The sequence below is a fragment of the Fangia hongkongensis FSC776 = DSM 21703 genome (assembly GCF_000379445.1).
GTDB classification, from domain to species: Bacteria; Pseudomonadota; Gammaproteobacteria; order Francisellales; family Francisellaceae; genus Fangia; species Fangia hongkongensis.
This window is the reverse complement of sequence record NZ_KB902239.1, coordinates 257411-282200: the sequence shown is the minus strand read 5'-3', so window position 1 is coordinate 282200 and position 24790 is coordinate 257411. Positions and strand designations below refer to the sequence as shown.

Annotated in this window: 19 protein-coding genes; 2 read left to right on the top strand and 17 right to left on the bottom strand. The window is 38.5% G+C overall.

The window, feature by feature from the left end:
- The 5 genes from A37Q_RS0101385 to A37Q_RS0101365 form a co-directional block, all read right to left on the bottom strand.
- Nucleotides 1–3452: DUF4347 domain-containing protein (locus tag A37Q_RS0101385; protein ID WP_476702574.1), on the bottom strand; the 3452-nt coding region annotated here is incomplete at its 3' end.
- A 360-nt stretch (nt 3453–3812) separates the two neighbouring features.
- Nucleotides 3813–5975 carry a site-2 protease family protein gene (locus tag A37Q_RS0101380; RefSeq protein ID WP_018298472.1) on the bottom strand — a complete coding sequence of 721 codons (2163 nt, stop codon included), beginning with the start codon at nt 5973–5975 and terminating at the stop codon, nt 3813–3815.
- Between the two features lies 1 nt (nt 5976).
- Nucleotides 5977–7359 (bottom strand): efflux RND transporter periplasmic adaptor subunit, encoded by a 1383-nt coding sequence (locus A37Q_RS0101375; protein WP_018298471.1) that lies wholly within the window; start codon nt 7357–7359, stop codon nt 5977–5979.
- Nucleotides 7356–8159, bottom strand: coding sequence for an efflux RND transporter periplasmic adaptor subunit (locus tag A37Q_RS0101370; protein ID WP_018298470.1), 804 nt, complete (start codon nt 8157–8159; stop codon nt 7356–7358). The genes A37Q_RS0101375 and A37Q_RS0101370 overlap by 4 nt, the downstream gene beginning before the upstream one ends.
- A 93-nt stretch (nt 8160–8252) precedes the next feature.
- The gene (locus A37Q_RS0101365) at nt 8253–9812 is read right to left on the bottom strand and encodes a TolC family protein (RefSeq protein ID WP_018298469.1); all 1560 of its coding nucleotides are present in this window, start codon (nt 9810–9812) and stop codon (nt 8253–8255) included.
- Between the two features lie 157 nt (nt 9813–9969).
- Here A37Q_RS0101365 and A37Q_RS14335 point away from each other — a divergent pair, with 157 nt between their 5' ends.
- Nucleotides 9970–10389: a DUF2141 domain-containing protein gene (locus tag A37Q_RS14335; protein WP_018298468.1), complete on the top strand. Its 420-nt coding sequence runs from the start codon at nt 9970–9972 to the stop codon at nt 10387–10389.
- Between the two features lie 2 nt (nt 10390–10391).
- On the opposite strand, the gene thrC is transcribed toward A37Q_RS14335, so the two are convergent.
- The 3 genes from thrC to thrA are packed head-to-tail and all read right to left on the bottom strand — an operon-like array spanning nt 10392 to nt 15129.
- A complete protein-coding gene (thrC, locus tag A37Q_RS0101355) occupies nt 10392–11693 on the bottom strand; it encodes a threonine synthase (protein WP_018298467.1) in 1302 nt (433 codons plus the stop codon).
- Nucleotides 11693–12661: a homoserine kinase gene (locus A37Q_RS0101350; RefSeq protein WP_018298466.1), complete on the bottom strand. Its 969-nt coding sequence runs from the start codon at nt 12659–12661 to the stop codon at nt 11693–11695. Before A37Q_RS0101350 ends, thrC begins: the two co-directional genes overlap by 1 nt.
- 26 nt (nt 12662–12687) lie before the next feature.
- Entirely contained in the window at nt 12688–15129 is a 2442-nt protein-coding gene (gene thrA / locus A37Q_RS0101345; RefSeq protein WP_018298465.1) for a bifunctional aspartate kinase/homoserine dehydrogenase I, read from the bottom strand.
- 230 nt (nt 15130–15359) lie between these two features.
- On the opposite strand from thrA, the gene A37Q_RS0101335 reads away from it, so the two are divergent.
- The gene (locus tag A37Q_RS0101335) at nt 15360–15626 is read left to right on the top strand and encodes an oxidative damage protection protein (RefSeq protein ID WP_018298463.1); all 267 of its coding nucleotides are present in this window, start codon (nt 15360–15362) and stop codon (nt 15624–15626) included.
- 23 nt (nt 15627–15649) lie between these two features.
- On the opposite strand, the gene A37Q_RS0101330 is transcribed toward A37Q_RS0101335, so the two are convergent.
- From A37Q_RS0101330 to fahA, 9 genes are all read right to left on the bottom strand, one after another.
- Entirely contained in the window at nt 15650–17038 is a 1389-nt protein-coding gene (locus A37Q_RS0101330; protein ID WP_018298462.1) for a COG3014 family protein, read from the bottom strand.
- Complete coding sequence (locus tag A37Q_RS0101325; protein ID WP_018298461.1) at nt 17038–18012, bottom strand: CsgG/HfaB family protein; 975 nt, start codon at nt 18010–18012, stop codon at nt 17038–17040. The genes A37Q_RS0101330 and A37Q_RS0101325 overlap by 1 nt, the downstream gene beginning before the upstream one ends.
- A gap of 58 nt (nt 18013–18070) precedes the next feature.
- Nucleotides 18071–19108 carry an NADP-dependent oxidoreductase gene (locus tag A37Q_RS0101320; RefSeq protein WP_018298460.1) on the bottom strand — a complete coding sequence of 346 codons (1038 nt, stop codon included), beginning with the start codon at nt 19106–19108 and terminating at the stop codon, nt 18071–18073.
- Between the two features lie 53 nt (nt 19109–19161).
- Nucleotides 19162–19776, bottom strand: coding sequence for a penicillin-binding protein activator LpoB (lpoB, locus tag A37Q_RS0101315; RefSeq protein WP_018298459.1), 615 nt, complete (start codon nt 19774–19776; stop codon nt 19162–19164).
- 85 nt (nt 19777–19861) lie between these two features.
- Nucleotides 19862–20629, bottom strand: a complete 768-nt coding sequence (locus A37Q_RS14330; RefSeq protein WP_018298458.1) for an MlaA family lipoprotein — start codon at nt 20627–20629, stop codon at nt 19862–19864.
- Nucleotides 20630–20941: 312 nt separating this feature from the next.
- On the bottom strand, nt 20942–22204 hold the full coding sequence (locus A37Q_RS14325; RefSeq protein ID WP_018298457.1) for a Glu/Leu/Phe/Val dehydrogenase dimerization domain-containing protein: 1263 nt from the start codon (nt 22202–22204) through the stop codon (nt 20942–20944).
- An 18-nt stretch (nt 22205–22222) separates the two neighbouring features.
- The gene (locus A37Q_RS0101300; RefSeq protein WP_200403967.1) at nt 22223–22579 is read right to left on the bottom strand and encodes a 4a-hydroxytetrahydrobiopterin dehydratase; all 357 of its coding nucleotides are present in this window, start codon (nt 22577–22579) and stop codon (nt 22223–22225) included.
- A 46-nt stretch (nt 22580–22625) separates the two neighbouring features.
- The gene (gene phhA, locus A37Q_RS0101295) at nt 22626–23426 is read right to left on the bottom strand and encodes a phenylalanine 4-monooxygenase (RefSeq protein WP_018298455.1); all 801 of its coding nucleotides are present in this window, start codon (nt 23424–23426) and stop codon (nt 22626–22628) included.
- A complete protein-coding gene (gene fahA, locus A37Q_RS0101290) occupies nt 23398–24726 on the bottom strand; it encodes a fumarylacetoacetase (protein WP_018298454.1) in 1329 nt (442 codons plus the stop codon). The genes phhA and fahA overlap by 29 nt, the downstream gene beginning before the upstream one ends.
- Nucleotides 24727–24790 lie beyond the last annotated feature (64 nt).

Below are 24790 nucleotides of genomic sequence, written 5' to 3'. Positions count from 1 at the left end.
GTCACACTGTTGCCATCTGTTAAGCTCACTGTGCTGCCATCCATTGTCAATGAATCAGCTGACTCCACATTACTGATTGTCATACTCATTGCACTGATCGTTTGACCGGATTCAACTGTCGAGATACTCGCCCCACTAAATAAACTTACCGATGCGCCATTTTCTGTAAAGGTTGGNTCTGATCCACTGGCACTTAACGTCGGTTCATCATTTAAAGCTGTTACATCAATTGTCATTGTATAGCTTGAGACACTGTCATAGGTGCCATCATTCACAGAAAATCCAAAACTGTCATAGCTTGAACCACTTTGGTTATTTGCTGATGTAAATGTTAATAAGCCTGCATCAATATCTACTCTTGAAATAACCTGATTTAATGTGACATCTGCACCATTTAATTGTAGCGAGCCTACGCTTTCAAGTGAGGTAATTTGCACGCTACTTAGTGTATCGCTATCTAGATCAGAGAAATTAAAGTCTGCTGCAGTTAAACTATAAGCGATATCCTCCTCAGCAGTAACCGTATTATTTGCAGCAGTTGGTTTTGTTTTAAAGCTATAAAATTGTCCATATATTTCTTCACCTAAAGAAATCTGTCCATCAGATTCCCAAGCAACAACCAATTTATTGTTATTCACAAGCCCTGCTACAACAGGGTCATCTTGCTCTCCTGTCGTATAGGTATTTACCTGAAACTCATTACCAAAGGCTGTACCACTTGAATCGTAGCGCTGCCCATAAATCCCATTATTATCACCATCAGCATTAGAGTCCTCCCATACCACAACAAAGCCACCATCTGCCAGTGCGCTCACTGAAGGGTCATCTTGTGTATTATTGATTGTTGTATTGACAACAAACTCACTCCCCACTTTGGTTGCGCTGGCATTATATAACTGTCCTACAACACCCCAACTATTCGATAATCCCGTTTCAGAACCTTTAGCCTCCCAAACAACAACAAACCCGCCATCATTTAATGCAGCGATATCAGGATCTTGCTGCTCTTTTGCCGTTGTGGTATTCACTAAAAACTCACTGCCTGAGGCATCACCATTTGCATCATAGGCTTGAGCATATACGCCTGTTAACTCACCATCTTGTGCACTATCTGCCTCCCAAACGACAATATAGCCACCACCAGATAGCTCAACCACACGTGCTTTTCCTTGATTATTTGCTGTGGTTGTATTCACCCTTATTTCACTACCAGATTTATTTGCACTACTGTCAAAGCGCTGCTGGTAAACATCCGTCCCAGAAGTCCAAACAACGACAAAGGCACTACCTGTTAATGCTGCTACATGTGGCTCAGTTTGACTGCCACTTTCTGTGGTGTTTGCTTGAAATTCACTACCCACCTTTGTCCCAACGCTATCAAAACGCTGACCATAGATACCTGTTTCATTGGTACTATCTCCAGCGTCTTGCCCTTCTGATGTCCAGACAACAACAAAGCCACCATTATCAAGCGCAGCAACACTTGGAGCATTTTGTGAGTCACTTGTTGTTGTATTTACTAAAAACTCACTTCCGGAAGTCGCGCCATTTGCATCATAAATTTGCCCATAAATACCGTCAACATCCCCATCATTATCTCTAGATTCCCACACAATCACATAACCACCACCAGTTAGTGCAACTGTTGCAGCCTCATCCTGATCTGTCCCTACAGTTGCACCAACTGCAAACTCTGCCTGTTCATCTGTCCCATCTGCATTATATACATGGATACGTACATCATCTCCAGCACTTTCTTCAGAATCCCAGACAATAATAAAATCCCCTGTAGATAAGGTAGCAATAGAAGGATGTGTTTGTGAATTTGAAGTGGTTGTATTTACCGCTAACTCACTGCCATTTGCAACACCTGATGAGTTAAACCTTTGTGCAAAAATATCTGTGTTATCTTCCCAAGTAACAACAAACTCATCACTTGCTAAATCAGACACTTTAGGGTTGGTAAGCTCAGTAGCGCTATAGGCTTTTAGTACTAAATCTCCTGTTTGATTGGTTCCAGCACTGTCAAATATTCTTCCATAAATGCTTGTTTCAGTATCATTTGCCGCATCTGAATGCTCCCAAGTTACAACAAAACCACCGCCAGATAATGCTGCAACAGCTGGTTCATTTTGTGCAAATGAAGTATCAACATTCACCAAAAACTCACTTTTTGTTACGCTGCCATTATTATCATATACCGCAGCATAAACACCATCTCCGCCACCATCTTGCCCCTGAGACTCCCAGGCAACGACAAAACCACCGCCTGTTAAGCCTACGATATCTGGATCATCTTGATTATTGGTTGTTGTAGTATTTACTAGAAACTCACTTCCTTGTGCAACCCCGCTACTATCATATCGCTGCCCATAAATACCATCAGTACTACCATTATCCTGTCCTGTTGACTCCCATACCACAACAAACCCGCCGTTTGTCAGAGCCGCTACCGCCGGTGTATCTTGGTTATCAGAGGTTTCTGTATTAACGCTAATTTCAGAGCCTTGTGCAACCCCACTACTATCATACCTTTGAGCTTTTATTTCATTATTACCTGAGGCAGAGCTTTCCCATACAACAACAAATCCATCATTAGATAATTTCACAGCATCGATGGTATCTTGAACACCTGAAGTATTTGTATTAACTGTAAACTCACTACCTGATTTATTATGTGTTGCATCATAGAGTTGCCCTTTAATCTCTCTTGAAGTGGTTGCCGAATCATAGCTCTCCCAAAAAACAGCATATTGACCGGATGCTAGATCAATAACAATAGGATCATTCTTATCTGCATTTGTTTGTGTATTAATAAGCGTTTCAGAACCACTTTTTGTTGGGGTTAGGTTACTATCTAAAAGTGCATTATATTTCAATGAGCTTGAGAAGATGCTGGATGACTCAATTGAACCTTTGGAATACTCTAGATCCCAATCCCCACCCAAATCACTTGAACCGGTTAAATCACTTGATGCAGTCACATCTGCCTTTACATATCCATATAACGCATTAATCAAACTCTCGCCTATTTCTCCCTCAGCTACATTACAACCGTAAAAAAGCAAATCCCCACCCTCTTTTATTGCACCTCCCCAAGTGCCAAGGGTGTCACTATAGGTGGCAATATTCTCTCCATTTAAGTTTGTCTCGCCCAAAGACAGCTCACCTTGCTGACCATGAGAGATAATATGCACAGCGTCAAGATTTTGATATTTTTGTAATAGCTCTGAGATCGCCTCCACACCATCTACATCACTACTAATCACCTCAATTGCCGCACCTTGTGGAATATCTTTTAATAACACCTCAACATCTTGAACTCGCTCATCAACAATAACCACTTCCTTATAGTGCTGATAGTGATCAAACTCATCTGATAAAATCCCTTCACTATCAAATGCTTTTTCTTTATCTTCACTGTCCACCACTGAACCTACATTTAACAGCATCTCCCCCGATGTGTCCTCAGCATTCTCAACTGCATCCACCGCAGTCACTAACATCGCACCATCATACATATACCTCGGCTCTAGGCGCTCTAAAAGCACATCATCTTTGTTATCTTGATGACAAGAGCCTATCTCACTACTCTCTTTTTTATGTTTTTGATGCTCTAGTTTCGATGTCTTTCTACGCATATATTGGTGACCTCATTATCATCAGCATAAATTGAGCCTAACTTGAGATTGGTATTAATCATTAAGTACATCAATGGCTCAAATTCTCACCTTCTAGTATAGAAATAAGTTAATGCCTTATCAAAATAGAATAAAATATATACTGCTTAGCAACATTGCGAGCAAAGCAACCTAAAACACAACCACCTTATGCCAAAAGACATATAGGTACTGATAAAGCCTGACGGCCAAAGATGAGCGCTGTGTATAAAGAAAGATACGCCCTTTTTGCGTTGGAAAATGATGATGGGTCTCTCTATCAAGTATCACAAAGCTCACTTGATACATATTACTCACAGCTTCAATTCCTTCTTTTGACTCTGTTGTAGGAATGCTTCCACCATAAATAGAGGCATGATAGCTCTGTAGGCTAAGTGGCGCAGACCCATAATAGTTATAACCAGTCCACTTCTCATTAATATGACTCACTGGATATGTTGCAATATGCCTTAGCTGTACCTTAATACGCCCTAAAGCAAAATTATTTGGAATGAAATATCCCTCTGTTCCTTCTTTCAAATAACGAAGTTCACTTTCATTGATATAAGCTGTTATTTTAATTTCATTTGGTTTATACACACTAAACATTGCTTGATTTTTTTTGAGCCATAGACCATTTTTTATCCCTGATTGAAATCCTGTTATCACCCCAGAGACAGGTGATTTAATGTTTAAAGTCGCTTGTTTTTTTTCAATTGTCTGTAATGCGTGGGTTATTTGATCAAGCTCCGATTGGATAATGGCCTTATTGGTGTTTTGACTTTGATAGACACCAATGTTTCTAAGCTTTATCACTAAAGCATTTTTCTGTGCTATTAGCTTCTCTTTTTGATAATCTAAATCTGGCATACTCAGTGATAACAACGGCTCACCTTTTGTTACACGCTCATTGTTTTCAACAAAAACACGCTTAATTTGCGCATTCTCTGGGGTAAAAATCACCTTATTGTAATAGCTTAACGTTGCTGGCAAATGGATAGAAGATGAAAAAGGAATAAAGCAGAGCACAATCAATAGTATGATAATCCATAAAAACATCCGTGTGTTTTTATTCCACTTAATACTTTCCTTCATCTGCAACCACTTGCTGATCTCATTAACAATAGGTTTAAGAATAAAAAAATAAATCTCAAGCAGAAATAATACAATACCCAGCGCTTTGAAAAATAAATGATAAACTATAAACGCAATGGCAAGGAATAATATAAAACGGTATAGCCATGTCATAAAAGCATACAGTATTAGTAAGCGCGCTTTACCTTTGGAAAATAACTCAGGTGGCAGAAAGCCAAAGCCGAATAATATCTCGCGCAATCTCCATCTTGTCAGTGCAAAGCTCCGTGTTTGCAGATTTCTCATCGCCATTAAATCTGATAATACATAATAACCATCAAAGCGTAAAAAGGGGCTGATATTAATCAAAATACTCGTTAGCAAACTATAAGTCGCAAGGAAAAAGCAAGCACTTTTAAAGGCACCATCTGGCAACAACATCCATAGCCAGAGCGCAATAATTGCAACATACAACTCCATCCAAATGCCGGCTATTGAAATTTTCAGCCGATTTTTTGAATCTTTCACTTTCCAGCTTTGCTGCGTATCGGTATATAGCATCGGGAACAGCACCAAAAATGCAACTCCGATCGTGGGCACTTTAAGTCCATATTTTTTTGATGCTAAGGCATGACCCAGCTCATGAATTGATTTTGCAAGTAACAATGCCAATAAAAAGATAATAATATACTCAAAGGAAAATAACTCAAAGAGGCTGTGGGTAAAGCTCTCCCATAAACTTTGTAATTGAATAATTGCCAATATGAGCAGAAACATCATGAAATAAAAAAAGCGCTTTGATAACAGCCATCCTATATACGCATACAGCTGATTTAGCATCTTTTCAGGATGTAAAACAGGGATACGAAAAAAAAGGTAATTTTTAGCCAGCTTTAGCCAAATACTCTGGGAGGTTTGTTTCTCCTTTAAATGATATAGTGCACTGATTTGCTCATAACTTTGATGTACTAAAGCATTTCTCAGCAAAAACTGCAGCATGTCTATAATCCGCTGTTCACTAATCTCTATATGACAGCGTGATTTTATTTGTGCAATCAATGCTTGAGAAGAGCGCTGCCAATGTTTAATAATTTGATAGCTCTTCCAGTCAATATGAAAATACTGATTATTTAAAGTGTCCTCTATTACCCAAGTTGGCGCCCCTTTATAGTCAATACCCCCTTCATAAATGCAAATACTCTTTCGAAGCGAGGGAAGTACATCGGGCAAGGTATTTTTCATATTACCACCCGAAATACTGCCTGACGGCCGTTATGGGTTTTCTAAATAGATAAAAAAATAAACTAACGCGACTGCCATAGAGCTTTGCTGTGCCCTGTGAGCCAATCCTTGGCAGATGATTTAAATGCTGAGATGACTTATGATCAAACTCAGCAATTACAGGATAGGCAAGTATATTCTGTGGTCCTATTTCAGCATGTATTCCCACTGATTTAATGGTGGCATCAATGGCTTTTAATGGATGATTATTCAAGAACAAGGAAACTTCATCTCCCGCTTTGAAGTTTAAATAATCATCAACAGGTAGCCAAACTTTTATCTCAACTTTCTGAGGGCTGGCAATTTCCAATACTTTCTCACCGGTCTGAACGGGTTTGCCCTCCCACTCATATGGATCATTCATAATGACAATGCCTACACTTGGAGATGTGACATCCGAGCGTAATAACTTCTCCTTGGTATAATTTACTTCAATTTCTCTTTCATTACGCCTTAGCTTTAAAATCTCAACTTCAGCTCTGTTTTTAACATCCTTAAATGAGCTATGTACTGCCTTTTGATATTCCGCATTGGCTGTTTCATAAGCCCCCTTAGCTGCAAGTTCAGCATTTAATAGATCTCTTTGATCTAATAAAAATAATCTCTCTCCCTTATTAACCCATTGATTTGGCTTCACATATACCTTATCGATCACCCCATCAAGCGGGGTAGCAATAATATTTGGATCTTGCGCAATGATTTCAGCTTGTCCAAGCGCACTTTGTCTGACTGGAATAAACATGACAAGAATCAGAACAACCAAAGCTGACAACAAAAACTTTTTATTTCTGATCAGCCGCTTATACCTTAAAACACTATATCTTTTGGCCTGATATAGACTTTGCCATAGGTGATTATACCCTTGATATATCATTGAAAAACGCTGGCAGTCATTGTCATTATATTCAGTTTCATTGAAGAAAATCGCCCCACCAATAATCTCATCAGATACACTCGTAAATGGGGCAAATAAAAAATGTTTCGTTTTTTGATCGTGCCAACTTTCCTGAGTAGATTGACTTAACTGATCGGCATTAGCTGTTATAAATGAGCTTTGTGTATTATCAGCTTCTATAAAGCTTGTGGTTTCTTTTTTTGTTTTTAACAGCTCTTTTGCAAGCGATTTGATAAAAAGTGAGTAAGGTGCATTTTTGTCAATCTCGACAATATCTGAAATGGCAAGAATATTGATCGTGCTTTTGCTATACACTTCAAATACGACACTGTTTTCATATGGCAAAACATTGACACTTTGCTGCGCGATGGTAAAAGAGAGCTCTTTGAGTGTTTTTTGACGAAATAAGTTCTGATAGAGCGTCAAAAGATCTAATAGTTTATCGCTCATTTCTCTTTCGCCTTATCATCACTATTTTCCATTGCATCAACCTTGAAATGGGCAACACCTGACATCCCAGAGAAAAGCGTATAACCTGAGCTGTCACCTAGCTTTCCAATCACAAGCATCGATTGACTAGCTGGATCAATGCGACCAATGATCTTGGTAATATTCCCTGTAAATATGTGGGCATGAACTTCCTTCAATTTAAGCTGAAATTGACTCCCAATTTTTAATTGATTTAACCACTTTGATGGCAAGTACATTTGCACATCCAAATCATAATTATTGACAATACCAATCACAGGATCATCTGCTTTAACCACTTCATTATTATTCGCAAAAAGCGCAATAACTTCCCCTGAGTAAGGTGCATAGATTGTGCAATTTTTTTGTTTATTCTCCCAAATAGTTAAATCTGCTTTGATTTGATCGTATTCACTTTGACTTTTCGCAAGATCAATATCACTTATGCCGTTTAATTGCTGCAACTTTAGATTACTTCTTAATGTGACCTCTGCCAGTTTGAGCTTTGCCTTGATTTTACTTATTTCCGCCTCAATATGTGTGCAATCAAACTGGACAAGTTTATCCCCCTTGTCAAACTGATCTCCTGCTTGATAGTATATTGCTGTTATCTTTGCAGTAACATCACTTGATAGCTCAGCCTCATTGACAGGAATTAATGTTGCATACGTCTCAATCTGTAGCGCCTTTGCATATACCAGCTTACAAGATAACAATACAACAGCGCCCACACAGAGCATCTGCTTAAAAATCTCTTTTATACTGCTATATCTTATACGCACTGATATTCCCTAAAAATATTACTTCAAAGCCTTCTATAATCTGCTACAACGAGCTTATTTATCTTTAGCTTTTTGCTCTTTCACATTTAATATTTATTGCTTCTCTACTGGAGAGATATTTTGATATTCTTCTTCTACCCATTGATTAAAATCGCCTGTACTTTGAGCTTTAAGCGTTTTATTCACCTCAACTGTTAATGCTTCAAGAGATAAAAAGCTTGATTCAGGTGGCAGTAAATCTAGTCCAATTGACTGGTAAAGCTTCGATAAGGCTTCATATGCTTCAATAAAGGTTACTTGCTCATTAAACTCAGCATTGAGCGCATCAACACCACGTCTGACAATCTTCTGTTGATGAGAGAGTTTATGTTTTGCCTGCGCTTGAGATAAAGCATAAAGCTTTTGAGTGGCACTCGCTTCTTCCTTAGCATAGCGATACTCTTCCTGCCATAATACATAACTTGTGTAGGCAATTCGAATCTGAGTTAATACAGTGATGGTGATGGTTGCTTGTTTTAACTTCTGATACGTTACACCATTTTTTGCAACAGCGATTGCAGTTGGTCCTTTAATAATCGCACCGAGTAAGTCGACACTCGCGTTAATTGCGCCGCCCATCCATTCCTGATTTAACATAAATTTATTACTGGTGTAATTATATCCATAAGAGAAATCAAGTCCTGGCAACATTTCCAATATGGCACTTTGAATCCCTTTTTTAGCAATATTTAACTCATACGATGCACTACGAAGCTCTGGGCGATAGATAAGCGCAATTCTATCAAGCTTTTTAAACTCAGGTTTAAGCTCTGGCAAACTCGAGAAATTTTCCACTGGCGAGCTGAGTATCATGCGAGTGCCCATCGGCGCATTAATTAAACGAGATAGATGATAATATGCATCTGAGATTTTCATGAGTAATTTGTTTGCTTTACGAACTGATTTAATAAGCAAATTTTGATAATTCAGCTCAATCTCATTTGAACTTAGCTTTTGATCTGATGCTTCTTTTGATGCAGCAAGCGCCTTCTCAGCCAATGTTTTAACATTAATAACCTTATCTTTAATCTCTTGTGCCGTCCATGCTTTCCAATAAGCTGTTATTGTCTCTTGAATGATTTTTTGGGTGATTTTTCTGCTTTGCTCTTTGGCAATCATTACACGGTTAGCCTGCTGCTGAGCTCTTGTATAGCTCAAACCAAAATCTAAGATATTCCACTGTAGGCCAACAAAAACATCCCTAACTTCTCTTGGTGTGGTACTTTGCGTACCATCAATAAGACCACCGGAGCTACTCACCAAGTTCTGTATTTGATCATTGTTTCTAAAAGTATAACTTCCTTCAACGTTTAACGCCGGCAGCATTTGCAAGTATGCCATCGTTAAATTGCCGTTTTGCAACATTAATTCAGCCTGCTGTAATCTATACTCTAGGTTATATTTAAGTGCACGGGCAATTGCCTCGGACAAGCTTAATTTTTCACTCAGCTTTGTTTGCTTTGTCCAAATCTTATCTAATCTGCCTTGTGTGTTTTTTAACTGTGTTTGATTGTCAATCGCTTTTGGCGTAATACTACAGCCAGAGATAATTAAAGCACTTGATAACATCAATGTAACAGTTTTATTCCAGATCATATCAGCAACATAGCTCATTCCCTAGTGCCTTTGAGCATAGATAACAATGCCCCTTTTTTCAAATTTTTACTCTATTTATGACAGATGCTACAAATATGAATCAAATATATTTCGACAAACAAAATCTAATGATTTAATCTATTGAATAAGCCATCAAACTAAAGAGAATGATCTTATGCAGAAATACATTTTCACCTGTATCGCTTTTTTTATGGGAGTCAGTGCCTCAGTAGCAGGCACTTTAAATGTCACTATTAAAAATATCAATAACACAAAGGGGCAAATTATCACGGCTATTTATAATAAAGAAGATGGTTTCCCTAAGGCTGAGGATAAATATAAGGCCACTAAATCCAAACCTATCCTGTCAAACACCATTACAACCAGCTTTACAAACCTGCCTGCAGGAAAATATGCTGTTGTGAGCTTTCATGATGCTAATGATAATGACAAGCTTGATAAAAACTGGCTTGGCATGCCGACAGAGCAATATGGTTTTAGTAACGGCGCTACAAAACCTAACTTTCAGCAATCTGCTATTGTGATCAAAGCAAATGAGACAAAGTCTGTTACGATCACCCTAAATGATGCCTAAGATTAAGGGATTTTATCAAATGTAGTTGAGTACACATTCATTAGCTCTTGCATATCTGGTGCAATATGCTTGGCAGTTTGCTCTTTCTCTAAAAGTAGCTTTAGACGCTGTGGAAGCTCAACCTTTTCCTCTAGAGCAGGTTCAACAACATCATTAAACTTTGCAGGATCTGCCGTTGCCACCATGATATAAGGCTTTAGTTTTTCCTCAGAGGGTTGATTTTCTCTAGCAAAAAAAGCCGTTGCCGTATGGGGACAAGCGATATAATTATATTTCTCTTTGGCTTTTTTGATTGTCTCTATAATCTCTGTATCCGCTGCTTTATAGCTTGTAATCGTTGCTTTAAATGCATCAAAACTGCCAAGTAATTTAGATAATCGCTCAAAGTTACTGGGCTTGCCAACATCCATAGCATTCGCCAGCGTTTCAATACTTTTCTTATTAGGCATCAGCTGTGTCTGAAGATACTCCCCAATGACATTATTTTCATTTTGACTGATCACAATATCCCCTATTGGCAGCCCCATTTTTTTTGCCCAAAAACATGCCGTGACATTACCAATATTGCCAGAGGGGACAATATAGTTTGCCTGTTTTTTATGTTTTAGATAAAACTGCCACGCACTATAAGCATAATAAGTCGACTGCGGCAAAAGACGGCCAATGTTAATGCTATTTGAAGTATTTAGATATGTTCTTTGATGCCACCAGTTCTCTCCAAAAGCTTCTTTAACGAGTCTTTGGCAATCATCAAAATTACCCTTTACAGATAAGGCAAGCACATTATCGCCCCAGCAAGTAATTTGTCGCTCCTGCCTATGTGAAATTTTTCCCTCTGGAAACATCACTACCACATTAATATTTGGCTTCTGGTAAAAAGCAGCTGCCACAGCAGAGCCTGTGTCTCCTGAAGTTGCCACCAAGATGCTGAAGCTTTTATTCGATTTTATCTGACTTAAACATGAAGCTAAAAAGCGCGCCCCAAAGTCTTTAAATGACAAAGTTGGACCGTGAAAAAGCTCTAAAACATAATTATGCTCATCAAGCGTGATAACAGGCGCTTCAAATGTAAAACTCTCTTTACAAATTTGATGGAGCTTCTCTTTTAATTCATCCTCATTAAAAAAAGGTTTCAGTAATTGACAAGCAAAATCTGGATAGCTGATATTGGGGTCTAGTGATTCCCAATCAAATTGCGGAAAATACTCAGGGATATAAAGCCCACCATCTTTTGCCAACCCCATTTGGAGTGCTTCTGACAAATTAACTTTTAATTCTGAATTACGTGTACTGACAAATTTCATTATTTCTCAACCTTACTCTCTATATAGCCACCATCACAATTAAGCGATGATATATAATAATTGACATTAATTTGACGCTCTAAAAAGACATTATCCATTGCCTTAGCAATCTCACCAAGCGCGCCTTTTGTGCTGGCAATAGCAAACACAGCAGGTCCAGAACCTGAAATGCCAACGCCAATCGCTCCTTTATTTTTTGCTGCCTCTTTTAGAGCATCAAATCCCGGAATCAAAGACTTTCTTCTAGGTTCAATCAATTGATCTTCAAGTGTATCTTGTAACAGCGAAAGATTATTTGTATATAATGCGCTGATGACACCTGCAAGATTTGCACATTGTTTAACAACATCGCCTATAACATAAGGTGCCTCTAAGAGTTTTCTTGCCTCTTTTGTTTTGATTTCAATCTCAGGACAAGCAATCAAAGCGTAGAGTCCTAATGTTGGCAATTTCACAAACTGGCATGGTTTGGAGCTTTGAAGAAGGACTAAACCACCGAACATAGAAGGCACTGCATTATCGCCATGATAAACACCCCCTGAAATTAAACTCTCACCATATATTGCATAGTCAATTAGCTGATCTTTACTCAAAGGCGCATCTAAAAATGCATTCACAGCTAAAATAGCCGCAACACTTGAGGCAGCAGAGCCACCAATACCAGAGCCCATAGGAATGCCTTTATCGATGCTGACATCAAAGCCAATAGGTAAATTATAATCTGCTAAGAACTTTCTTATCACTGCTGTAGCAACATTTTTCTTTACATCTAAAGGGAGCACTCCCTCTGGCACCACCCCTGTTATCTCTTTAATATGAAGCTGATCATCTTCTCGTCTTTCAAGTGTGACACGATCGCCAACACCAGCCACGGCAAAACCAATTAAATCAAAACCAACTGCAAAATTTGCGCTACTTCCTGGGGCATAGGCTGTTACCACTTGAAGCTTATCATTCACTTTTATCATTTATCACAATCCTTTTTAATGCTAAATCACATCCTGTTAACCAAAGAAAGCACATCGCCAAATGCCCCTGCTGCTGTTACCTCCGCACCAGCACCGGCGCCTGTGATAACCATCGGTGAGTGACAGTAATAGTCTGAATATATCAAAACCATATTATCTGCATTGGATAAGCCGGCAAATGGACTTGTATTTTCACACGCTTGCACGCCAACTGAAATCTTACCCTTAGCATCAATTTCACCGATAAAATGAAGTGCTTTTGCTTTTTGTTTTATTGCCAATAGCCCGTCAGTAACCTCTTGATCATAATGCTTTATTTCTTTTAAGAACTTAGCCAATGGCACATCCTGTAGCGCCTTAGGTGTCAGGTTTTGCACATCGATATCAGAGAGCTCAATCGATAGACCAATTTCTCTTGCCAAACACACCACTTTTCTTGCAACATCCATCCCTGATAAATCTTCTCGTGGATCAGGTTCAGTATAGCCTTTTTCATATGCCAGCATTAAACTATCAACAAAAGTTTTCCCCTGATTCATTTGATTAAAGATAAAGCTTAATGTTCCTGAAAACACCCCTTGAATCTTATTTATTGTATCACCACACAACTGAATAGTTTGCAAAGTATTAACAAGTGGCAAGCCAGCGCAAACATTTGTTTCATATTTAAAACTGACATTATTATCAAGCGCAACTTGTCTTAATTCACGGTAATACTCCATACTTTGTGTGTTAGCATGCTTATTTGGGGTAACCACATGAATACCATTATCAAGAAACTCCAAATAATGCTCTGACACTTCCAAATTTGCACTGGCATCAATAATCACCTTCTGTGCTACAGGGGTATTTAATAGACTCTGGCTCATTAAAGCTAAGTTTGCCTTTTTCTCTGGGCTTTGAAGCGCTTCATGCCAGTTATCCAATAATAAGTTCTCCCCTTGAATAAACCTTTTTGAATTCATCATACAGACAACACGAATTCGCAAGTTCTTCTCTAGCAAGCTTAAATATTGATTTTGCATCTGTTCAATCAATACCTTACCCACATTACCAACACCAATGATCCCAATAGCAAGCTCAATAACCGGTGCATTTTTCGCTTGTGCATGAATTAATTTTAATGCTAATGCTTCATCAGATTCATGCACTGTAACGGTAATGCTTCGCTCTGAGGAGCCTTGCGTAATCGCATGAATATTCACTTTTGCATCAGCAAGTGGTTTAATCACTTTCGAGAGTGCACCTGGCTGAGAACGCATTCCATCACCAACAGCGGTAATCAGCGCATAGCCTTTATCACAGTAGATATGCTCAATATCTCCCTTATCAATCTCAGCCTTAAAGCCTTTTTCTAAAGCTCGAACTGCTTTATTGGCCATTTTACTATGTATTGCAAAACAAATAGAATATTCAGAGCTGGATTGAGAAATCATCATGACTGAAATACCATGTTGCTCTAAAATAGAAAACACCTTTGCTGCAATACCTGAAACGCCAATAATACCAGCGCCTTGCAAGCGCATTATTGCAACATCAGCAGTGCTTGTCAGCCCTTTAATCCAGTACTTTGCCTTTGAAGGCTCTTTCAGTGGATGTGTGATAATTGTTCCAGCATTTTGCGGATCAAAACTACTTTTAATATAAATGGGAATTTCTTCTTCCATCATTGGGTTTATGGTTAATGGATGCACAACTGAAGCACCAAAATAAGCAAGCTCCAATGCTTCTTTATAAGATAATCTTTGAAGCTGCCTTGCCTCCGGCACTACTTGTGGATTGGCGCTATAAACCCCTGCAACATCTGTCCAAATAATGAGTTTTTTTGCTTGTAATAACTTGGCAAAAATTGCTGCCGAATAATCACTGCAATTCATCCCTAAAATGGTTCTTTGCCCTTCTAGATTCTGTGCAATAAACCCAGTAATGATGTGTACTTTAGTTTCTCTATTTTCTAGAGATGCATTTAAAAGACTTTGGCTTTTTTCCCAGTCAACACTGACAGGAAAACTGCTATCATCAACATAAAGAACATCTGAGGCATCAATAAACTCTGAATGAATTGACTGGCTATTTAAATAGGCATTTAGCACCCTTGCAGACCATAACTCACCAAAGCCTAAAATAAAATGCTTCAGTGGCTCCGCGCAAATTTTTGTCAATGAAATTGTTTTTAACATTTGTGAGATTTGTTCAATATCCTCCCTGAGGATCGCATCAAGGTGATTTTTTTGTATACCTAGCTTTTCTATAATATCTAAATGTATCGATAATATTTGCTTTAAACTCACATCATACGCTTGCACTTTGAGAGCAGCATCAATGGATTGCTGTAACATTCGCGTAGTTTTGCCAATTGCAGAAACCACCACGGTTTCATTTATCCCACTAATAATATTCGCAATATTCTGGATTTTTTTGGCATCTGCTAAACTACTTCCTCCGAACTTATGTACAACATGTCCCATTGTGTTTTAACCTTCTTCATTTTATTTTCCTGAATTTGCTATCAAAATTCAGGTTGATTGATTTACATGGAATCTACAGTTTTACCAAAGCTATTGGCAAATAGATACACTAAGATGCTAAAAAATTTCATTTTAGATCAACGCCAAAGACAAACACTTCTTTTACGCTATTTTCTTCATAGTGATCATGTTAAAATGCGAGCATAATTTCACATATAGGTTATCAACAAATGGCAACTGTATTTTGCAACAAATTACAAAAAGAAGGGGCTAAACTTGCCTTTCAACCGATTCCTGGCAAGCTTGGAAAGAGAATATTGGGCGAGATATCACAAGAAGCGTGGTCAAAATGGCTAGAGCATCAAACCATTCTTATCAATGAATATCGTTTAAATTTGCTTGAACCTGAGGCTAAACAGTTTCTTATGACTGAAATGGAGAAGTTTTTATTTGGCGAAGGATCTGAAAAGCCAGACGCTTATTCCAAACCAGAATAATCGAAGATAGCATTCACTTCACCTTAGAGCACAAACATGTGCTTAGCATGGTAAGCGCCCATCTGAGTCACCCATAAAAGCGTTGTTTTATTAGGAACGATGTTTATCTGATATTCGCTTCCGTGAATATCAACTGCATAATGACCTTTGGCAAACTGTTTTTCATATAATTGCACATTATTTGGCAACAGCAGCCAGCTTCTTTGATCTGCTTGCGCGGTCACAAAGCTGTAAATAGAGCCAATTAAAGTTCCCCAGCCTCCTGCTTTATTACTTGCCTCTAAAGTAGCGAGTGATTTGATCACCAAACGAATCACCTCTCGTGTGATAATAACCGAATATTCCTCAGAGAGTGACTTTGTTGCCATTTGTGTCGTATTCACCAAAATAGCTGAGCGCCCTTTAGATTTAATTTTACCGTTTTCAGTTACATAAATGCTTGCAGGCGGTAGTAATGGATAGTGTGATGAGTAATAAGGTACAGCAATCTCTTGAAGACCCAATCTTCCTAAAAATAATGGCAGTTTAAATGCTGATTTTGGCTCCACAAACCCTTGCTCATAAATAATGACCAAGCGCCCTTTATCAACTTCATATGCCTGACCGCCATCAAAACCTCTTTTGATTTCCTGATAGGTACTCTCAACATAAGGATTATCCGGTAGAAGTCTTTTGGCATCTTTAATCGAGACAAAGGCATTGTTAAAATTATTATCAAACGCCTGATATAAAATAGCAGCTAAATAATAGCCAAAACCATTTTCATAAGCATTTTCAATTTTACTTGCTGCCTTAAACATTGCTGTTAGCTCTTTAGATTTATCAAGCCCTAGCTTTTCTTGCGAAATCCCAACTTGGTCTGTTTTTGCTTTGTATTTTGATTGCAAATCGCCAGCCATTAGCTTTTGTTGATACGTCCAATACTGTGCATTTGTAAGCTGTCTGATTGCAACCAAAGCACCACTTAAATCATTTTCTGCCAGATAATTTAAAGCTTGGTAGGGATACAAAAAGGTCATGGCATAATCAGGTACGCTATAAGGTAACTCACGATCATTTGTCAGAATCGCACCTGCATTTTGCAAAATATGTGACACCTGAATTTTAGCGGCCATTTTGCTAGTTGCCACTGAAGAGATGACTTTCTCATACGCTTCTTTAGAGCCTTTATAATTCCCATTTAATTGATCTAGGCGCCCTTGTTCCAACAGATAAAGCTTGCCATCTGGCTTTTTGCCCATCTCATCAACAAATTGCTTCTCAGCGCCTTTAGCATCACCTTGATCAAGTGCTGCTTTTGCTTTTGCCATTTTATTTGGATAGGCGCTACTGAAGGTTGCGCAAGATGAAAGTAACAACGCTGATAATATTAACAGAAAAACTTGAATAAGAGAGTAACTTTTATATCGCATTATTGTTTCTTAAGCTGTTGATAACTTGATACACTTTCTGCTAATTGGCTCGCTGCTTCACTCACCAAACGATTTAAAACATCATCTTTTGTGTTCATTGGATCTTGAAGTATTTTATTCACCTCATTTGGCGAAATAGATGTACGAATATTATCCGTTTTTAACACTTGCATCGTTGCAGTTTCAAGCAATCTGTAATTGACAGTCATTTGCACATGCCATTGACTAAAATCCCCACCATAGAAGTCTTTTTTCACTTTTTTAAAGACCAAACGCTGCACATTGCCAACCAGCAAATAATCTGCACCAACTTGAGCACCAAAACGTGCCTTTTGTTCACTTGATGTACGATTTGAGAGAATTAAAGCCATTTCTTTTTCATAGGCCTTTTGGTCGATATTACTTCTATCCATCACACGAAATAATGAAGATGCAGTGAGTTTATTTTGTATGTCTTGATACAGAAGATCCCTCAGTTGAAGTGGGTTTAGCTCTCCTGATACGCTGCCGGGTGAAAATTGAAATGGCAAAATAGCCAAGGTATTTTTCTGTTGCTCTTTTTTAGAAACTAACGATGTATACTCTGAATACGTCACCTCAACCGTTACCGTCCAAATTTTATCTTTCTGCACACTTTTTTGAACACGGTAGCTATCGATCACCCCACCTGTGGCACTTCTAATGGCGGAAATAAAACCCTGTGAGTTTAGATATGACTCTACAGGCATTTGTACGCCATCAATAACAACAACGCCATTTGTAACACTCAACTTATTAAAGATGGCACAAACAGCATCAATTGAAACCCCCTTAACTTGGCCAATTGATTGTGTTAAGGCTTGCTGAAGTGCATCTTGGTATGTTTTCCCATATGCTGTGGTCATAGTTGTTTTTTGCGTGATATTCGCCGCAGAGTAAAATGGCAACAAAACGAGCACCAACATCATTGTGCGTAGTATTAATTTTTTAGTCATATTCTTAGAATCCATTATTTAAACAATATCAGCTATCAATTGATGGCTTTCGTCTCATTTATGCTTTGACAATTAACTTACCTGTATTTTTCCCTTCAAATAGCATTGCTAAAGCTGTTGGGAGGTTATGAAATCCATTAATAACGGTTTCATTATATTGGATTTCTCCTGCTTTGAGCATTTTGCTTAAAGCACTAATCATTTCTTGATTTCGATTCGCAAAATCACGGGCAAGAATTCCTTGAAGTGTTGCACGTTTATAAAGCATCTTATGCAAAAACCTTGGCCCTAGCTCAGGATGATCCAAGCCACCAGAATATTGTGAAATTTGCCCACAAATGACGATTCTTGCCCTAACATTAATATTATTAATTACCGCATCGGTAATGTAACCACCTACATTATCAAAATAGACATCAATACCATCGGTGGCAATATCTTGAATGGCCTGATTCATTGCCTTCAAATTATCATGCTTCTTGTAATCAATAACAGCATTAACGCCAAGCCTTTCTTTGAGATATTGGCATTTCTCTTCTCCACCAACAATACCAATAACATTACACCCAGCAAGGCATCCAAGCTGGGCAACAATAGAACCAACAGCACCAGCTGCTCCTGATACAATAAGAGTTTCCCCAGGCTTTGGTCTACCCGCATCAAAAAGTCCAAAATAGGCAGTTCTTCCTGGCATCCCAAGAATACTTAAGGCATAAGATAGCTGATGGATGAGCGATTCATCTATGGGGGTTACCTCATTGCTTTTGCACTTGGCATAGCTCTGCCACCCGCTATAGGAAAGCACTTTATCTCTGACAACAAGATTGCTTGTTTTATCATTGATCGCAATTACTTCACCCACTACACCACCCAATTGCACTGAGTTTAACGGATGAGGCGCCTCCCAGCTATCTTTGGCTGATTGCTGGATTCTCATGTATGGATCTACAGAGAAATAAAGTGACTTAATAATCAGCTCTCCTTCCTGTAAATCGTCACTATCTAAAACCTCATCTTCTTCTAAGGTATAATTACTTTTTGATACTTTTGCATCAGGTCTTAGTGTATATAGCCATTTTTGATTATTAATTTTCATACATCACACTCTTAATGTCATTGGCATTTAGCATCCTAATACATGAATAAGCTTTACCAGCCAAAGCTACTGCGTTTTTGCACTTTGCGAATTTGTTTTTGATCCTGCCAAATAATCACGCCTGTTTTAATATCAATCATTTTAAGGGTGATAAGATAAAAGAGTGACTGCTGATCAGAGTTCATTGATTGCATATCAGCAATGCTACCATATATCATGTACTGAGCACCAATTTGCTGCCCCATCTTAGTCGCTGTTTTTTGATCCACCATGCCTGACTCAGCCTGATAGTCCATTTGCTGCTTCATCTGTTTTACCTGAGACATATCAGTAAATCTAAACTTGCCACTGTTAATGACTTCTGTAGAGACTGTGTTTGCTAACATATTTGTATTGATATGCTCTGCCGTTTCATTTCTGATTGTGCTGAAGAAAACAACCGGCTGCTTTCCATCTGCTGTGATTCTAGCAACAGCTGGGGAAGACATCATCCCTGAAACCATTTTTTGCGTTGTTGTTTGTAGATCTGTGGAGTTAAAATTAATCGAGGTTGTATCAACACCTTGTGGATCAACATAGCTGACATTCGGGTTACTGGAGCAGCCTGCAATTAAAAGTGCAGAAACACCTGCAATAGATAGTGTGCTGAGTAATTTTAGTTTTTTCATCGATAACTCCTATTATCATTTGATATCAAAATTAAAAATTAACTGTAGAGAGTTTAATGCAGCTGAATCAAAATAAAAAGCTTAATCATCCATCTTGTTCAGCATTTAAAATGGCAAGAACCGCCTGTTGATTTTGACTTTTCCCCTCTTTATGAGAAGAAGTTTTTACCTCTAGTGTCTTATCTAGATTATAATCATAATTTTGCAGATAGGCATTTCGTATTGCAACATATGGATCAATCGAACTTTGCGCTAAGTTCTGATAGGTTGGCAAGTAGGCAACGCCTTCATTAGCCTTATACACACCATAAGCACTCCAGCTAATAAGCGGCGGTGCAACCGCAGAGTAACTAATCGGGTTAAACACAGTATCAACCAATGAGCCTGCTGAATTACCAAACGTGCTTGGCCCAAGAATTGGAACAACAAAATAAGGCGAATAACGATATCCCCAATAGGCCAAAGTAAAGCCAAAGTTTTGTGTTCTTCTTGGTAGACCCATCGTTTTAGCAACATCAAATAAACCAAAAACACCAAAAATGGTATTTGCCACAAAACGTGCTGTATCACGCCAGAGATAATCTGGGTTCAACTGCAACAAATCATTCACCATTCTTCCTGGCTCTAATATATTGTTATAGGCATTATCAATACCCAGCTGCACTGGCGTTGGAACAACATAATCATAGCCCTTTGCAGCAGGAATTAACACAGAGTCATAGGTGACTTGGTTAAACTTAAAAATTGCGCGGTTATACCCTTCCCATGGGTCTCTATCTTGTTTGGTTGCACAACCACTTAAAAGTAGTGCTAAAAGTGAACTCACTCCAATAAGTTTTGTGCATTTATTCATATCCAATAAATTCTTTATCATCACTGTTATAACTTAAGTATATACAAAAACAGACTGCTGTTTATAAACAATTGATATACTTAACTTTCCGCCCTTTGTTACTCACTAACCTCGCCTATACAAGGTCATTTATTCAATGCCAAGTTTAACATAGCATCAAATAAAACAATTAATAAATTAGACAGAAAGCTTATACGATGTTGCCAGCACTGACAAGAGACAAAGAACATTTGATCATAAAATTCTCATTTTTTGCTTGCATTTAATCTAAACTCATTCGCAACAACGAAATTTGACTGCGTGACTCACCTTCTAATGAAGCTCGTTTTCAACCTGATATATTGGCACATCATTTTCGATATTGCTTAACGCCAAATCGTACAATGAAGCAGTCATGAGCTGCCCTTTATTTAAATCATACGCGCTTGATACCGTATGATCTATAATCGAGGCAATATCATCAAAAATCTCTCTACTTGTCATCAAACGTCGACTTGACATTAACTTATAAAAAGTCCTCGCCATTCCCATATTTGCAAGGAAATCAGGCAAGACGCTTAATCGAGAATCCAGATATTGTGAGCAAAGTCCATAGCAATGCTCCGACTCCACAAAAGGATGATTTGCACCTGAGCATACCAGCTCTAATCCACTTTCCATAAGAGATTCAATCATCGCTTTAGACACAATGTTAGACCCCGCAGCAGGAATAAAGATATCAATGTTTAAACTTTGAAGCTTACGATTAAATTCATCATGCGTTAGATTATCATCAAGCACATTAAGTACGCGCCTTGATCTGAGCGTTGTTAAGATATCCTCTTCAGAGAAGCCAACCTGAGAGATCACACCCGCATCGCGATCACTCATCGCAACAATAACAGCGCCTTGCTGACTCAGATAATATGCCGCAGCCGCACCAACATTACCAACGCCTTGTAAAAAGATACGCTTACCCTTAAGTGGCTCTTCTTTATTGCGATAGTAACTTGCAACAGCGCTTGCTACACCAAAGCCTGTTACAAGCTCTGCCAATTTAATGCTGATTCCTTCTAAATTGATATCCTGATCCAGAAGCTGCATATTTTCATACGCACGTGTTTCAATTTGATGATCGCCATGACTTACCGCATGAATGATGCCTTCTTGAGAGTTATGTATACCCATTTTTTGCAAAAGCGCATTAATGCGATGAATATCTGTATTCAAATCACTTCCCGTGCCATAATATTCGCGAAGTAATGGGGTAATTGCTTCATACCACCTTTCTAAAACAGCATATTTCTCTGGGTGTGCTGGGTCTAATTTTATCCCCGTCTTTGCTCCGCCAATCGAAGGTCCAGACAGCGCAAACTTAATCTCCATGATCTTTGAAAGTGCTGTAACTTCATCTAAAGTAATATGCTCATGAACACGCGTTCCACCACCTGCTGCCCCGCCTCTTAGAGAGTTAATAACTAAAAAACCTCTTGCTGAGGAGCGCTTATCTTTCCACTGAAAGACAATTTCAGGCTCTTGTGCTGAGAATGCCTTTAAGCGATCGACGATATTATTTTGAAATATGGCTAAACTCACTTCCCTCTCCTACTGTAATTACATTAACTTATCAACTTTTGCTGCACAGATAAAATCATTCTCTGTCAGACCATCGGCTGCATGGGTGGTAAAATCAATCACACAATAGTTATACCCTACTTGCATATCTGGGTGATGACCTTCTGTGTTGGCGACCCAAGCAACCGCATTAACAAATGCCATTGTTTTATAAAATCCTTTAAAGGAAAATCGTTTAGTAATTTTTTTGCCATCTTCACTTATTTGCCACTCATTTAACTGAGACAAATAAGGCATTGCTGCGTCTATACTCATCGCTTTACCGGTGCCAATCTCACATACCTGACACTTTTTTTCACTTAATACTTCCATCTTCTGCTTCCTCTTGTCACTCATTTTTGTCTCACAATCTTATTTGCTATGCTTATTTAAGCTACAGATGCTATGAAATACTCATATCCTTACTTCTAAACTGCGGTGGAAACTCAGGCATAATTTTTGCTTTTGCTAACTTGTCTACAAAGCCTGCTGTTACTGCCTGATATAACTGTGAGAAACTCTCAAGACAATAATAAACAGGCTGTAATATATCAATTCGATAGGGGGTTCTTAAAATATCCATCACTGAGAAGCTGTGCCTTTGTGGCACTTGGCTGTCAATCGCATAAATACTCTCTCCAATGGAAGATAAAATCCCTCCGCCATAACATTTGAGTCCGAGTGGAGTTGAGATCAAACCAAATTCAACGGTAAACCAATAAAACCGCGCTAGGAGCTTTTGTATCTCATGAGATTGACCAACCCCAAGCTTGCCATAATCCTGCATGAAATCAGCATAAACTGAATGTGTTAGCATAGGACAATGCCCAAAAAGCTCATGAAAAATATCAGGTTCCTCTAAGTATTCAAGCTCTTCTTTTGTACGAATAAACGTTGCACAGGGAAATTTTCGTTCACTTAATAAACTAAAGAACTTATCAAATCCAATAAGCGCAGGAACAGGCTCAACTTGCCAGCCTGTCACTTTACTTAAACGCTCGTTAAGCTCTGGAATTTGTGGAATTTCATATTTTGAGAAGTTTAAAATTTCAAGTCCACTTAAATATTCCATACATGCACGTTCACGCACAATTGGCATTTGCCGTCGCATAAGCTCCGACCATATTTGATGTTCTTCTGTTGTATAGTCAACATAACCCGCTTGATCTGGCTTCTTAGAGGTGTATTTCGAGGTTTTTTTCATCACTAGATACTCCATGTGTATTTTCGACAACGAGCCCACTTACCGCACCAAAACCAATACGATAGTGGTCATTTTCACAATAGCCATGTATGAGTGCCTCATCCCCATCTTGTAAAAACACACGCTGACTACCATCTTTGAGTTTAACTGGTTTTTTACCACCTTCTGTTAACTCAATTAAACTACCAAAACTGTCCTCTTGTGATCCACTTATCGTGCCAGAGGCAAGGAGATCTCCTGTATTCATAGGACAACCATTCACACTATGATGTGCTAACTGCTGCATCATATCCCAATACATGTATTTAAAATTTGTTTTAGATATGCGCTCAAAAGATGTACTTTTTTGAGTTTTAATCATAAGCTCAAGCTGTAAATCAATCCCCCAATGTGCTTTACGCTGAAGATATGGCAGTACTTCTGGGGTTTGCTTTGGCGAGGCCACTCGAAATGGCTCAAGCGCATCCAAGGTCACTACCCATGGAGAGATTGACGTTGCAAAGTTCTTTGCCAAAAAAGGCCCAAGCGGAACATACTCCCACTTTTGAATATCCCTTGCACTCCAGTCATTGACAAGCACCATCCCGAAGATATGATCCGGTGCACTATCCATTGAAATTTGCTCCCCAAACTGAGTGCTTGTGCCAATTACCGTACCAACTTCCACCTCAACATCTAACGCTTTTGACAGGGAAAATACAGGCGGGCTCTCAGGGTCAGGTTTAATCTGACCAGATGGCCTTTTAATTGGCGTACCACTGACAACAACGCTTTTTGCCCTGCCATCATAAGCAACGGGCAAATGCAGCCAATTTGGTAACAGTGGATTATCTTTATCACGAAACATGCGCCCAATATTCTCAGCATGCTCCCTTGAAGAGTAAAAATCCGTATAACCACTTACCTCAAAAGGCAAATGCATCTTTGCATTACTCTGTTTGAATAGCAGCGCATCAAACAACTTTTGATTATCACGAATAGTTGCAGTATTCACGTTTAAAAGATCACTAATCTCTTCTCTTAAGCTTCTAACCTGTTTCCTGCCGAGTGTCATCAATGAATTTAAACGCTTGGCATTGATATCTAAATTAGGATAGTTCTCTATATTCAGAAGCTTATGCTCAAAAGCACCTTGCACATCCAATATATACTCTCCAATAGCAACCCCCATTCTTTTGTTATTTTCACTGTCTTGATTGCATGGTGAAAAAATACCAAATGGTAGGTTTTGAATCGGGAAGTCACTCTTTTTATCTATCTTAATAAATGATTTTAATGTCGGATCATTTGCTCTTGTCATAATTTACCTTAATATTCACTCTATCTGTATTTACACCTGATATTAAAGCTTAGGTTTCTCTAAT